At 72.6% G+C, this 13,488-nt stretch carries 14 protein-coding genes; 3 read left to right on the forward strand and 11 right to left on the reverse strand.

The window, feature by feature from the left end:
* Nucleotides 1-56: 56 nt before the first annotated feature.
* On the forward strand, nucleotides 57-1,562 hold the full coding sequence (locus tag IE185_RS15645) for an alpha/beta hydrolase (RefSeq protein WP_138893863.1): 1,506 nt from the start codon (nucleotides 57-59) through the stop codon (nucleotides 1,560-1,562).
* Nucleotides 1,563-1,632: 70 nt separating this feature from the next.
* Here the strand turns inward: IE185_RS15645 and IE185_RS15650 are convergent, their stop codons facing one another.
* On the reverse strand, nucleotides 1,633-2,829 hold the full coding sequence (locus IE185_RS15650) for a phospholipase D-like domain-containing protein (RefSeq protein WP_138893862.1): 1,197 nt from the start codon (nucleotides 2,827-2,829) through the stop codon (nucleotides 1,633-1,635).
* 104 nt (nucleotides 2,830-2,933) lie between these two features.
* Entirely contained in the window at nucleotides 2,934-3,503 is a 570-nt protein-coding gene (locus tag IE185_RS15655; protein WP_138893861.1) for a DUF6328 family protein, read from the reverse strand.
* Nucleotides 3,504-3,791: 288 nt separating this feature from the next.
* On the opposite strand from IE185_RS15655, the gene IE185_RS15660 reads away from it, so the two are divergent.
* Together IE185_RS15660 and IE185_RS15665 are read left to right on the forward strand one after the other, a co-directional pair.
* Complete coding sequence (locus IE185_RS15660; RefSeq protein ID WP_138893860.1) at nucleotides 3,792-4,451, forward strand: lipoprotein; 660 nt, start codon at nucleotides 3,792-3,794, stop codon at nucleotides 4,449-4,451.
* A gap of 380 nt (nucleotides 4,452-4,831) precedes the next feature.
* A complete protein-coding gene (locus IE185_RS15665) occupies nucleotides 4,832-5,317 on the forward strand; it encodes a MarR family transcriptional regulator (RefSeq protein WP_138893859.1) in 486 nt (161 codons plus the stop codon).
* On the opposite strand, the gene IE185_RS15670 is transcribed toward IE185_RS15665, so the two are convergent.
* The 9 genes from IE185_RS15670 to IE185_RS15710 form a co-directional block, all read right to left on the reverse strand.
* Complete coding sequence (locus IE185_RS15670) at nucleotides 5,314-6,504, reverse strand: PP2C family protein-serine/threonine phosphatase (protein WP_138893858.1); 1,191 nt, start codon at nucleotides 6,502-6,504, stop codon at nucleotides 5,314-5,316. The two genes, IE185_RS15665 and IE185_RS15670, sit on opposite strands and share 4 nt — an antisense overlap.
* A 127-nt stretch (nucleotides 6,505-6,631) precedes the next feature.
* Nucleotides 6,632-7,135 (reverse strand): MarR family winged helix-turn-helix transcriptional regulator, encoded by a 504-nt coding sequence (locus tag IE185_RS15675; RefSeq protein ID WP_138893857.1) that lies wholly within the window; start codon nucleotides 7,133-7,135, stop codon nucleotides 6,632-6,634.
* Between the two features lie 71 nt (nucleotides 7,136-7,206).
* Nucleotides 7,207-7,782 (reverse strand): pyridoxamine 5'-phosphate oxidase family protein, encoded by a 576-nt coding sequence (locus IE185_RS15680; protein WP_138893856.1) that lies wholly within the window; start codon nucleotides 7,780-7,782, stop codon nucleotides 7,207-7,209.
* A gap of 35 nt (nucleotides 7,783-7,817) precedes the next feature.
* On the reverse strand, nucleotides 7,818-9,002 hold the full coding sequence (locus IE185_RS15685; protein WP_138893855.1) for a globin domain-containing protein: 1,185 nt from the start codon (nucleotides 9,000-9,002) through the stop codon (nucleotides 7,818-7,820).
* Nucleotides 9,003-9,167: 165 nt separating this feature from the next.
* Nucleotides 9,168-10,505, reverse strand: a complete 1,338-nt coding sequence (locus tag IE185_RS15690; protein ID WP_138893854.1) for a PP2C family protein-serine/threonine phosphatase — start codon at nucleotides 10,503-10,505, stop codon at nucleotides 9,168-9,170.
* Nucleotides 10,502-11,515: a SpoIIE family protein phosphatase gene (locus IE185_RS15695; protein ID WP_208766342.1), complete on the reverse strand. Its 1,014-nt coding sequence runs from the start codon at nucleotides 11,513-11,515 to the stop codon at nucleotides 10,502-10,504. The genes IE185_RS15690 and IE185_RS15695 overlap by 4 nt, the downstream gene beginning before the upstream one ends.
* The gene (locus IE185_RS15700) at nucleotides 11,512-11,898 is read right to left on the reverse strand and encodes an ATP-binding protein (protein WP_170198236.1); all 387 of its coding nucleotides are present in this window, start codon (nucleotides 11,896-11,898) and stop codon (nucleotides 11,512-11,514) included. Before IE185_RS15700 ends, IE185_RS15695 begins: the two co-directional genes overlap by 4 nt.
* 76 nt (nucleotides 11,899-11,974) lie before the next feature.
* Nucleotides 11,975-12,385: an STAS domain-containing protein gene (locus tag IE185_RS15705; protein WP_138893852.1), complete on the reverse strand. Its 411-nt coding sequence runs from the start codon at nucleotides 12,383-12,385 to the stop codon at nucleotides 11,975-11,977.
* Entirely contained in the window at nucleotides 12,382-13,260 is an 879-nt protein-coding gene (locus IE185_RS15710; protein WP_138893851.1) for an STAS domain-containing protein, read from the reverse strand. The genes IE185_RS15705 and IE185_RS15710 overlap by 4 nt, the downstream gene beginning before the upstream one ends.
* Between the last annotated feature and the right edge of the window lie 228 nt (nucleotides 13,261-13,488).

Consider the following 13,488-nt stretch of genomic DNA (forward strand, 5'->3'; position numbering starts at 1 on the left):
CGCGGAGCGGCCCGTACGGACGGGTCCCGCGGACCACGGCGTACGAGGAGGGGCTCATGACGGCATTCGTCCTGGTGTCGGACATCTTCACCGGCGGCTGGATATGGGACGAGGTGGCCGGGCGGCTGCGGGAGGCCGGGGCGCAGGTGTGTCCCGCGACGCCGACCGGCCTGGGCGACAGCCGTGCGCCGGCCGGGCCGGACACCGACCTGGAGACGCATGTCCGGGACGTGGTGCGGCTGATCGACGGTGTCAAGGAGCCGCAGGTGGTCCTCGTGGGTCACGGCTACGGCGTCCACCCGGTGCTCGGGGCGGCCGGCCTGCGCCCGGAGCGGGTCTCCCGGATCGTCTTCGTGGACGCGGGCATGCCCCAGGACGGCGACACGGCCGCCAAGCTGGTGGCCGACCAGGCGGTCCGCGAACGGCTGCTCGATCCGGCCGGGTGGACCGGCGGCGGGCCGCTCTCCCCGCCGCCGCTGAACGGGTGGCAGCGCTGGGGCAGTACCGAGGGCGTCCCCGCCGACGCGCTGGAGCGGCTCAGCCGGCTCGCCGCACCGCAGCCCGTCGGCACGCTCACCCAGCCGCTGCGGCTGGCGGAGGAGGTGTCGCGGCTGCCGATGACGGGGGTCCTGTGCACCGCGAGCGGGGCGAGCATCGAAGGGGTGGAGATGCTCGTGGGCTTCGGCGACCCGCGCCTCCAGGCCCTCACCGACCCGCGCGTGACCTTTTTCGAACTCGGCACCGGGCACTGGCCGATGCTGTCCTGCCCCGAGGAGCTGGCCGGCGTGCTGCTCCGGGCCGCGGCGGGGGAAGGACACCGCCTGACCGCGAAGCCCGGCGAGCCGCCCGCACACCTGCGGCCGTTCCTCCTGGACGTGCCCGGGCAGCGCCGCGAGCGGGTGGGCCGGGTCGACCTCCACCTGCCCGGCACCGAGGAGCCCCGCCCGGCCGTGGTGTTCGTCCACGGCGGGCCGGTCCCCGCCGACGCGCGGCCCACCCCGCGCGACTGGCCGGCCCTGGTGGGCTACGCCCAGTACGTGGCGAGCCTGGGGACGGTCGGTGTGACGGTGGATCACCGGCTGCACGACCTCGCCGACTACGCCCGTGCGGCCGAGGACGTCGCCGACGCGGTCGAGGCCGTACGGGCCGATCCGCGGGTCGACGGCGAACGCGTCGCGCTGTGGTTCTTCTCCGGCGGCGGGCTGCTGTCGGCGGACTGGCTCGCGGCGCCGCCGCCGTGGCTGCGGTGCCTCGCGGCGACCTACCCCGTCCTCGCGCCGCTGCCGAACTGGGGGCTCGCCGATTCCCGGTTCCGGCCGGCCGAGGCAGTGCGGACGGCGGGGCGGCTGCCGGTGGTAGTGACGCGGGTGGGGCTCGAACGCCCGGAGATCGCCGCGACGGTCGAGGAGTTCCTCGACGCCGCCGGGGACTGCGGGGCCGCTGTCGAGGTGGTCGACCTGCCCACCGGCCGGCACGCGTTCGAGACGACCGACCGGAGCGAGGAGGCGCGCCGGGCGGTGGACCTCGCGGTGCGGTCCGTGCTGGGGCACCTGGAGGGCTGAGGCGAGCCCTGTGCCGGCGTACCGTCCGTAGTCGTGCGCGGCCCCGGTCCGCCGGCCGGGGCCGGCGCCGTCACAGGAAGCGGCGTATGGGCTGCACCGCGAGTTCGCGGGCCCGCTGGGTGAGTGAGCGGCGCTTCCAGCGGCCCTCGCTGATCCGATCGCTCAGGGCCACGTCGTCGTCGAAGTGGGAGTCGAGCGTCGCGGTGAACTCTTCGTCCAGGACGGCGAGCATGACCTCCTCGTCGTGGTCGAGCGAGCGGCGGTTGAAGTTCGTGGAGCCGATCAGCGCCGCCGTACGGTCGACCGTGATCACCTTCGCGTGCATCATCGTCGGCTGGTACTGGTAGATCTTCACGCCGCAGGCGGTCAGCTCCTCGTAGAAGTGCTGGCCGGCCAGCTTGCACACCCGCTTGTCGGTGTGCGGGCCGGGCAGCAGGATCTCCACCTCCACGCCGCGGCGTGCGGTGGCGCAGAGCAGCTCGACGAAGAAGGCGTCCGGTGAGAAGTAGGCGGTGGCCAGCCGGAAGCGTTCCTCGGCCGACTCCAGCATGACCCGCATGAGGGTCTGCATGTCCTGCCAGCCGAAACTGGCCGAGCCTCTGACCACCTGGATCACCGCGTCGCCCTGCGGGCTGTGCTCGACGAACCGGTCGCGGTCGTCGAAGAGTTCGTCGTGGCACTCCGCCCAGTTCTGCGCGAACGCGGCGGCGATGCCGTCCACCGCGGGGCCGCGGACCTGCACGTGGGTGTCGCGCCACTCGCCGGGGCCGCGGGCGTCGCCGCACCACTCCTCGGCGATCCCCACCCCGCCGGTGAACGCGGTCTGCTCGTCGACGACGAGGACCTTGCGGTGGCAGCGGTGGTTCTGCTTGAAGGGCGAGAGCCGCAACGGCTTGCGGAACCACATCACCTGGACCCCGGCCCGCTCCATGGTGTCCAGCTGGTCGGTCTCGATGAGCCGGCTGCCGAAGCCGTCCAACAGGAGCCGGACCCGTACCCCCGCGCTCGCCCGCTCGGCGAGCGCCTCGGCGAACTGGAGGGCGATGTCGCCCTTCCAGTACACGAACGTCATCATGTCCACGGTGTGCCGGGCCGAGCGGATGCCCTCCAGCATCGCGGTGAAGATCTCGTCGCCGTTGCGCAACGGGAGGACGGCGTTGCCCTCGGTGGCCGCGATGCCTATCAGCCGCTCCAGACGCCGGCGTATCCGCGCGCTCCGGTCCTCACCGGGCGGGGCGGCTTGCGCTTCCAGAGTGTGAGAGGTCATCTGCGACGGCTCCTTGGTACGGGTGGGGTCGGGCGGCGGTACTCTGCCGAAGCCCTGAAGGTACGGCCGGAGCACTGCGCCCCGGCCCTTGCTGCGGGAACGCCCTAGAGGGCGTCGCCGTCCGGACGCCGGGCGGCGCGCCGCCTGAGCCACAGCGGCAGCGCGTACCAGCACAGACCGAACCACAGCATGACCGCGCCGGCCAGCGCCCCGCCGAGGAAGTCCGGGATCGCGACCCGCAGGATGAGCAGGAGCGTGCAGCCGATGGTCAGGGCGAGGAACACCATGCCACACATCATGAGACGGCCGGCGACCTCCACCACGTCGTCCTTCATCCGCTGCCCCGACAGGAAACGGTGGATGGAGACGGGGGCTATCAGCGATCCGGTGGCCGACGCGCCGCACACCACGGTGATGACGTAGACGGTCCGGTCGAAGGTGCCCAGGTCGTGGAAGAGCGGGGTGAAGGCGACGCTGAGCAGGAAGCCGAAGAGGATCTGCACACCCGTCTGCGCGACCCGGGTCTCCTGCAGGATCTCGTTCCACCGCCGGTTGACCCGCTCACGCGCGGTTTCCTGCTCGGCGTCGCGGGGTTCGGGGCGGTCGTCGGCTCTGCATCCGTCGCAGGCGGCTTCTCCCGGGCTCGGCTCGGCCCGCTGTCCGGTCATGGTCATGGCATCCTCCAGGGCTCCAGCACACCAGTTGCCCCGTCCGGCCGAAACCATGCGGCCCCCGCCCCGGGACGCGCCGGGTGCTCGGCGTGAGTCAGGCCACGCGCGGCGGGTCGCGCACGCGGGCGCAGGCCCGCTGCCACGCAACGCGCCGGTCGCACGGGGGGCGGGCGGCGTCCGGCCCGAAGGGGCAGGACCGTCCTGGCCCCGCTGGCGGACCACCGCACGGATGCGTGCGCGGACGCTGGGATAGCCTGCGGCGATCGATCAAGCTCAGGGGTGGGGTTCTTCATGGGGCAGAACGTGGCGCGGGGCATCGGGCCCGTGGCGGCGGTGGCGGTGGCGGTGCTGATGCTGGCCGGCTGTTCGTCGGCGCCGGACGGCGGCGCGGCCGCCCGGGACCAGCCGGCCAAGAAGCCGGGCGGCAGCGCACCGGCCGGGACGCGGGACGACGCCGAGGGCGCGGCCCTCGGCGGGAGCGGGACGGCGTGCGCCCTGCCCGTGACCTTCAGGACCGCTGCCGACTGGACGGCGGAGAAGGTGACGGCGGGCGACGAGGACGACGTGTTCAGCTCCCTCGCGCGGCAGGGTCCCGTCAAGCTCGTCTGCGAGATCGACGCCAAGCCGGCCGGGAACATCGGCTATCTGCGGGTGTGGACCGGCGAGGGCGGCGGCTCGCCGCGCGAGGTGCTCGAAGGTTTCATGGCCGACGAGAAGAACGCGGGGACGATCCGCTACCGGGAGACCGAGGCCGGTGAGCTCCCTGCCGTCGAGGTCACCTACCTGATCACCAGCGAACTCCTCGACGAGCCGAAGAAGGAGCGGGCGCTCGCCGTCGGAGCCCCCGGCGGCACGGTGGTACTGCACCTGGGCGGCCTGGACACCCAGGAGCACGAGCAGATGCTCCCGGCGTACGAGCTGGCCAGGAAGACCATGGCGGCCACGGGCTGACGTCACCGGGTGGTGGCCTGCGCCAGTGGCCAACTGACGTTCGAAGGTAACGGTTCGTCCGGCCGCGCGGTCGGCGTCTGCCCCGGTACGGGCGGCGGTCCCGGGGCGGGGCGCGACGGGTGTCGCGCTCCGGTGGGCCCTCTCACCGGGGGCGGCTGTGTCCGGCGTAGCGGGTGGGCCGCTTGTGCGTGGTGTGCCCGTCGTCCGACGCGGTCCCGAGCAACCGCGCAGCCGTCTGTCGCGGCGCGAGGGAAAGACGCCCGTGCAGGGATACTTTCGACAGAGCGGGCAGATGACCCGTAATAGAGTCTGGAATGCGTGCGACGACAGCGTCGGCCTCCTGAAGGCGGTGCGCGGATGTTCATGGGAGTGACGGCCGTATGGAGCGTGCGGGACCACCGGACGACTCTGCGGGCGATCTCGCCTCCCAGCTGACCGCGGCGGCCGAAGCGGTGGTGGCCACCTGGACACAGGCCACGCGCACCGCCTCCCCGCGCCTGTCCGCGCTCCAGCTGGAAGCACTGCTGATCGTCCGGCGCTGGCCGGGCATCAACCTCACCGGGCTGGCCGAAGAGGTCGGGGCCGCCCCGCCGGCGGTCAGCCGGCTGTGCGACCGGCTCGAAGCGGCCGGACTGCTGCGCCGCGAACCGGCGCCCACCAGCCGTCGGGAGATCGGGCTGGTCCTGACGCTCCAGGGGAACGAGCTGATCGACGCCCTGTTCGCCCGCCGCCACGAGATGTTCGCCGCCGTCCTCAGCCGGATGCGGCCCGCCGAACGCCGGCAGCTTCTGTCGGGTCTGCTGGCCTTCGCCCGGGCGGCGGCCCGGCCCGGCGGCGTCGACGCCGACCGGGAACTGCCGGGCTAGCCGGTCCTGCCGCGCCAGTCCAGGCAGACGACGGCGGCGTCGTGGGGCAGGTCGTGACTGCCGTGGTACTGCATCAGCGCCTCGACGACGGCACGGGCCGTCTCGTGCGTCGTCGAGCCGCCCGTCGCCGCGATGGTCTCGCGCAGGGCGTCCTCGCCGAAGACGCCGGCCTTCGTCCTCGACTGCGCGCTGTGCACACCGCTGCTCACCACGACGAGGCGGTCGCCGCGCTCCAGGTGGAACGACTCCTCGTGGTACTCCGTCTCCTCGAACATGCCCAGCGGCGCCTGGGTGTCCAGCTCCAGCCGCTCCACGCTCTCCCGTCGCCGGCGGTACAGCCGGGGGGAGCCCGCGTCGACCGCCCGCACGTGGCCGGTGGCCAGGTCGAAACGCAGCAGGAGCGTCGCCGAGTACTGGGCTCCGGCGTACTCTCCGTAGATGGCCTGATCGGCGAGGCAGGCCTGGTCGGCCAGGGAGACTCCCGCACGGCGCGCGTTGCGCAGGGCGCTGACGGTGAGGTTCGTCAGCAGCGCGGCCTGGATGCCCTGCCCCTTCCCGTCCGACACGGTGACGGTCAGATGGTCGTCGGTGAGCGACCAGTCGAAGTTGTCACCGCCGATGGCGTAGGCCGGCTCCAGGTGAGCGCCAAGGGCGTACTCGGCCGCTTCGAACCCCCGGCCGGGCAGGAGCTGCCACTGCATCTCGGCTGCCAGGGTGAGGCGCTTGCGCCGGCGGGTCTGGAGGTAGAGGTCGGTGTCGCGTTCGGCGACGAGCAGTTCGTGGCCGACCGCCGTGGCGAAGGCGGCCAGCTCCAGGATGCCCGGCGCCCCGGCCGCCGACTCCGGCAGGTGTACGGACAGCACGCCCAGCCGGTCTCCGCGTACGGTGACGGGCAGATGCACCGTGACCGTGCCCGGTTCCGCCGTGACCTCCATGACCGCGGCCTGCGTCGAGAAGGCGCGCCCGGCGGGGTGGGTGCCGTGCACCGGGACCGATTCGCCCGTGTGGGGCAGACGCGTCACCGGCTGGAGCACCGCCAGGCCGTAGTCGGCCAGGAGGACCGTCACGGAGCGGGCGTCGACGTGGCGGGCGAGCAACGCGTGTGCGGTGGACAGCAGAGCGGTGGGCGGCGCCGCCCGCAACGCGCTCTCTGCCGCACCGAGCCATCGACCGGGCTGGTTGGTCATGGTTTCTTCCCTCGAGGTCCGTGACGATCCCGCATGGACGGCGACAGAGCCCCGCGGTTTCCTCACCGCGCCGTACGCGGGTTCATCCTGCCCTGCCGACGGCCGGGCATGCTCGGCGGCCGTGGCGTCAGGCGATGTCCGCCGGGCGCCCGGCGCCGTCGGACGCGCCGCCGGGACCGACGCGGGCGGCGGCAGCGAAGTGGAACGCTTCGAGCCCCTCGGCCAGCGCGGCCAGTTTCGCCGGCGCCATCTCGCGCAGCACCGCCTCCAGCTCGCGTACGCGGAACGTACGGAAGTCGGCGAGTACGGCGTGTCCGCGCCGGCTCAGCCGGACCTCGATCTCACGGCGGCTGGTCGCGCTGGGGAACCGCTCGACGAGGCCGGCGGCCTCCAGGCGGTCGCACAGTCGGCTCACGGACGAGGGCCGCGATCCGAGCGCTTCTCCCAGCGCGCGGAGGTTGACGCCCTCCTGGCCTTCCAGCGCGGTCAGCGCGCGCAGTTGCGAGGGCGAGACGGGGCCCGAGGGGGCGGCTTCCTGGCCACGGCCCCACAGCAGCTGGAGCAGCTCCAATGCCGCGCATGCGTCGTGGGCCACCTGCTGATGACCGGTGGAGTGCAAGGTGCGGAGCATCCCACCACTCTCTCATTCCGGGGAGCGATTGTCAGCCGCCCCCTTTCCGGCCGGGCGCCGCCGGTACGGGGCTACCGGTCCGCGACGAGGCGGTCGGCCGGCGCCGCGACGAAGTAGTCCGCGTCCTTCGGGCGCTTGAGCGACGGGCCCTGGGGGCGGCGGGCCGGTTCGAGGTGGGGTATGTGCTTGGAACAGTGGATGTACGCCTCGACGACGCTGATGTGGACCCAGAACTCGGGCTGGCGCCCGGGGGCCGGGTCGACCGGTATGAGGAGGTTGGCCCCGCGCAGTTCCCGCTCGTCCAGCAGCCGGGCCGTCCCGTTGACGTGCAGGCCGATGTGGTGGTGGGTGAAGTCGAGGAACAGCAGCCCGGCGTGCGGGTTCTCCGCCATGTTGCCGGCGCTGGCCATGACGCCGTTCCCCCGGTACTCGGGGTAGGCGAGGGTGCGGTCGTCGAGGACGGTGACGAATCCCGGCGGCCCCGCGCGGAAACTTGCGTCGCAGTGGCCTCGGGCGTCGGCCGTGGAGAGGAAGAGCATCGACTGCCGGCCGATGAAGTCACGCATCGTCTCGGTGAGACGGGGGTGAACCTGCCGGTCGTAGAAGGCGTCGGCTCGCTGCACGGTGCCGAGATGGTCTTGCAGCATGCGCTCCCCGCGCGAGGGCGCGGCGTCGTGGCTGTTCACAGGTATTCGCTCTCGGGCTCGTGTCTGGACGGTGCGAGGGGCGTGGTCAGGACGGGATCGCTGAGCGGGTCGTGGTGGATCCGGGCAGCCGGGACGCCTTCGTTGCGCAGGATCCGGGCAGCGGCGGTGACCATGCCGGGCGGCCCGCACAGGAAGGCCTCATGCTGCCCCCAGGGTCCGAATTCGCGCAACACCTGCGGCAGGGTCCCCTCGCGGCCGGCGATGTGCTGGTGCGACACGGCGGCCCGTACGGAGAGCCAGTGCTGACGCTGCGCCATCCTCAGCATGTCGTCCAGGCCGTACAGCTCCTCGGCGGTGCGGGCTCCCACGAAGAGGTCGACGTAGCGTCGCATGTCGCCGAGGGCGGCCTGTTCGAGGAGGGCGCGGATCGGTGCGAGGCCGGTGCCGCCGGCGACGCACACCAGGTCGCGGTCCCCGGCGGCGGCCAGCGTCATGTCGCCCTGCGGCGGCCCGAGCGTGACGATGTCGCCTGGGGCCGCGCGGTGGACCAGGGCGTTGCTGACCCGGCCGCCGGGCACGGCACGGATGTGGAAGGTGAGGGTGGAGTCCGCGCGGGGGGCGTTGGCGGGTGAGTACTGGCGCCACGCCTTGCGCTGCCAGGGCGTCTGCATGCTGACGTACTGGCCGGCCTCGTACGGATAGGGCGTTTCCGTGCGGACGGTTATCTCCGCGATGCCGTGGCCGCGGTGTTCGTGCCGGACGATCTGCGCCGCCCAGGTGGCGGGGCGCAGCCGGGTGTCGTCGGCGGCCGCCAGGATCATCACCCGGGCCGCCGTGGTGTAGGCGCGGGTCCAGGCCGCTTCGACGTCCGGGGTCCAGGCGGCGCCGGCGTAGCGGGCCAGGGACGCCAGGAGGCATTCGCCGACCGCGGGGTAGTGCGCTTCCAGGGCGCCGAACTTGCGGTGGTCGCGCCCCAGCAGCGTGCAGAAGCGCACGAGGTTCTCCGGGTCGCCGACCAGGTCGACGATGCGCAGCAGGCCGCGCAGGAGCCGGTCGCGCTGGACGTCCATGTCGTCCGGGAAGAGCTCTCGCACCTGCGGGTAGCGGGCGAAGAGGATGGTGTAGAAGTACACCGTCAGGTCGGCCGCGTAGGGTTCGACCACGGTCAACCCGGCGCGTACCAGGGCTATCTCGTGGTCGGTCAGCGGCGTGGGCGCCATGCCGGGGGCGGCGTGATCCGTGGGACCCGGGGCGCCCGCCGGGGAGCTCTCCGGTGGCATCGAGCGTGCAGGCAAGGAACGTGTCGCAATCGCAGCAGGGCCCGGCCGTGGGGGTGGCCGGGCAAGGATGGTCGTTCGGGCGCCCGCCGTCCGGGCCGAGGTCGCTCAGGTTCCGGCTCGCGCCGCGGGCACCCCCGCATGAGAGGGCCCGGTGAAGCGGATCGCCAGGGCGAGGGTGTCGTCGGGGTGGAGTACGACGGTGTGCATGTCGGCGGCGATGGCCGCGGGGATCTCGGTCACCGGTTTCGCCGCGTGGCGGCGCGCCGCCTCGATGAGCCGCAGCTCGCCCTCGGTCGGGTCTCTGCGGCTCTCGGTCAGGCCGTCGGTGTAGAGGATGAGGAGGTCGCCCGCGTCGATGTCGGTGTGCAGAATCTCCTCGCTGCCGGGCAGGGGGTAGCCGATGCCTCTGCCGCGCAGTTCCAGGTAGCGGGCGGCGCCGTCGGCCTGGAGCAGCAGGGCGGGAGGGTGGCTGCCGTTGGCCAGGCGCAATTCGCCGGTGGCCGGGTCGAGGCGGGCCAGCAGGACCGTGGCCATGAGTTCCGGGTCCAGCGGCATGAGGATCTCGTGGGTGCGCGCGAGGATCGACTTGAGGGGGTGGCCTTCGAGGGCGAGGGTGCGTACGGCATGGGTGACGTTGAGGGCGCTGCGGGTGCTGCGTACGCCGTGTCCCAGGGCGTCGACGACGGTGATGTGCAGAGTGCCGTCGGGGAGCTGGAACCAGTCGTAGTGGTCGCCGCCGGTGGGGGCGTTGGGGTCGGCCGGTGCGTAGTGGACCGCCAGTTCCAGGCCCTCGATGGTGAGCGGCTGCGGGCGCAGGGCGTCTTCGAGCTCCTGGAGGATCTGGCCGTGTGCCTTGCGCAGCTGCTCGTCGCGCTCCTCCAGCTGTACGTACAGGGCCAGGACGCCGGCGTTGGTCTCGGCCAGTTCGTGCTTGAGACGCCGGTGCTCGGCGACGAGCCCGTCCGTGCGGGCGAACGCCGCGCGCAGCTCCTCCTCCACGGCCCGCATCTCCGTCCAGTGTCCGCCGCCGCCGTCGGGGAGTCCGGCCGGAAGAGTGCCGTCCTCCCGCTCGGAGACGGGGATCCGCCAGGTGACGGAGTCCCGCGACGGCTCGGCCGCCGGCAGCGGGAGGTCTGCCGCGGTGAGCGGGCCGGGCACCTCGGGGAAGTGCAGCGTGACGGCGAGCAGGTGGGAGTGGGCCTCCGCGCCGGTGGCCATGTCCGTGCCCGTGTCCCCGCCCGCTCCCGTGCCCGTGCGGGCGGGGATCGCCTCGTGCGCGGCGCTCAGGGCGACGGGCCGGCCGGCGCGCAGTTCGCCGTCGGCCAGGTCGGTCACGGACAGCACGAGGCGGGCCCTGACGTCGGCGGGCAGGCGGTGCTGGCGTGCGAGGCGGCGCACGGCCCGGCGCAACGGCGGCAGAGTGCGGTAGAGACTGTCGGTCATCGGGGCCCTAGGTGAGGCTTGACGGCAAGCACGGTTGCGTCGTCGCGGCCGGAACGGTGTCCATGGGCGACGGCTGTGGCGAGCAGGGGCGGTGGAAGGCGTAGCTGGAACGGGGAAGGGGCGTGGGCCCACTGGTGGTTGATGCCGTCGCTGTGGAGTACGGCTGTTGTTCCCTGGGTCAGAGGAATCATGCGTGACTGGGGTGTGGGCATTCTCCAGCCGACGACGCCGGGCTGGCCGGTCAGCCGGTGGTGGACGCCGTCGGGGGAGAGCGCCAGGGCGCGGACGTTGCCGATCCCGCAGTACTCCGCGTGGTCCGGACGCGGTCGCAGAAGTCCGACGGCCGCGCCCCGGGTGTGGCGCAGCGCCCGGTGCAGGGCGGTGATGATCCCGGACAGCGGCCGGTCCGCGGCGGCGCCGAAGGCCCGCAGGGCGGTCTGGGCGGCCTCGGCCGCGTGCGGCCCGTGCCCCAGACCGTCTATGACGATCGCGGTACGGACCCCGTCGTGCTCCACGAGGGCGGCGGCGTCCCCGCAGTCCGCCTCGCCCTCGGCGGGCAGGCAGACGAGTCCCGCGCCCTGGCAGAGGTGCTGCGGCTGGCCGGGCAGCGCCAGGCGGGCGCAGACCAGGGTGCCGACGCCGACCTGGGTGCGAATGGTGAAATCCGACGCGATGCGGCTCACCGCCCCCAGGCCGGCGCCCAGCGTGCCGGTCGTCGTGTAGCCGTCGGCCAGACACCGCTGGAGCTCGGGCATGCCGGGACCACGATCAGCCGCCTGGATCTCCAGCCCCACTCCCAGGGGCAGCGGCTGGATGTACAGTGCGCCGTCCTTGGCGTGCTTGTCCACGTTGCTGGCCAGTTCCGAAGCCAGTACGGCGGCCCGGTCCGGCATCGCACCGGGAAGTCCGCACTCCTGGGCGACCGAGCGGGCCGTCGCCGCCGCCAGGTGGACAGCGCTGTAGTGATCGATGCGCACCAGGACGGTGGGCGGCACGACCCGACGGGTCAACGCGGCACCCACCGGGTGGCGACGACCGTCGTACCACCGCCCGGAACGGTCCGTACCTCGAACTCGTCCATCAGACGACGCGCACCGCCCAGTCCGTGCCCCAGACCCGCGCCGGTGGTGAAGCCGTCCACCAGCGCCGCGTCCACGTCGGTGATGCCGGGGCCCTCGTCACGTATCGTCAGCCGCAGTCCCCTGACGCCGTGGCGACGCGGGTACTCGATGGTGAGCACCCCTCCCCCGCCGTGGATGTAGGCGTTGCGCGCCAGCTCACTGGCGGCGGTCACCACCCGGGTCTGGTCCACGATGCCGAAACCGACCGCGAGAGTGGCCGCACGCACCGCGTGGCGGACCGTCAGCAGGTCCTCCTCCGTGGTCAGTACCACCCGCGTCGTGCCGGGCTCCGCGGCGGCGTCGCCGTCCGGGGTGTCGGTGCGGGCGGCGCGCGAGGTGGTGGAGGTGTTAGCGAGTTGAGTCACGGTGGGCCCCTTCCGGGGGCTGCTGACTTTGGTGCCAGCCCAGGGCGGCCATGCCTTGTTCCGCGTTCAGGGCGGTCTCCACGCCGACGAGCTCGATGCCCAGTTCGACCAGCGTGATGGCGACGGGCGGCCGCATTCCGGCGACGATCACCCGCGCTCCCAGCAGCTTGGCCATCATGGTCAGCTCCATCAGCGTACGGGCGACGAAGGAGTCGATGATCTCCAGGCGGGAGATGTCGATCAGCACGCCGCGCACCCGGTCCGCCGAGATGCGCTCCGTCAGCTCGTGGGTGAAGGCGAGCGCCGCCTTGTCGTCCAGCTCGTTGAGCAGCCCGGTGATCAGGACGTCGCCGAGGCGCAGGATGGGGACGCCGGTGGACGTGGGGCCGCTCATCGCACTGCCGGCGCGTCGGGGGTGGGCAGGGGTCCAGCGGTGAGTTTGATGGCCTCGGACAGCGCGTCGGACAGAGTCGCCCGCGTCATGATGGTCGACAGGTCGATACCGAGCTGCGCGATGGTCTGCGCGATCGGCGGACGGATTCCGCTGATGATGCAGTCCGCCCCCATCAGCCGGACCGCGTTGACCGTCTGCATCAGGTGCTGGGCCACCGCCGTGTCCACCGTCGGCACACCGGTGATGTCGATGATGGCGACCGTCGCCTCCTGGTCCTGGATCGCCTGGAGCAGGTTCTCCATCACCACCTGCGTACGCGCCGTGTCCAGCGTCCCGATCAGCGGCACGCCGAGCACCTGGCGCCAGAGCCGGACCACCGGAGTGGACACCTCCAGCAGCTGCCTGCTCTGCCGGCGGATGATCTCCTCGCGCCCCTCGACGTACGTGTCGAACGACAGCGCTCCGGCCCCGTCCAGCAGCCTGTTGATCAGCAATGCCGCCGAGAACAGCTCACCGCTGTCCTGCGTGCTCTCCTGCACGGCCTCCAGGAGCGCCTCCTTGAGGGCGAGAACGGCCAGCGCCGTGGCGGTCGGGGACTCGCCTCCCCGCGCCCTGTTCATGGAGAGATCGGTCACCGCGCGGCGGAGTTCGGTGTGCGAGCTCGCGACGCGGTCGATCGGCAGGGCGCTGTCGAGACCGGTGACGAGGGCGGCGACCAGCGTGTCCGCCTCCTCGCGCAGCTCGCTCTCGCTCGTTCCGCCGCTCAGGGCTGCCTGCTGCACCTGCAGCCGCACCCACCGGTCGGCTATCTCCTCGACACGTCCGCGCATGGCGTCGGCGACGCGCTTTCGGGCCACGGCCTCGCTGCTGCTCACCAGAAATCCCTTCACGACCCCCACCGACGACGCCTGGCCTCGCAGCCGGCCGGGGTGATCTAGCTCCGTCCGATTGTTGCCGTGTGGCAAATATAAGCACGGGACGCTCGTACAAGGAAAGCAGGGTCACCGCCATCACTCGATCGATCGACCGGCGAGGTGAACGACGGCCTGTCCCCCCACTGAACCTGCCCCGTGATCGCGTTCAGGAACTGAGGCCGTCGTCAC

Origin of the sequence: Streptomyces chryseus (assembly GCF_014650755.1) — a bacterium.
Taxonomy (GTDB): Bacteria; Actinomycetota; Actinomycetes; order Streptomycetales; family Streptomycetaceae; genus Streptomyces; species Streptomyces chryseus.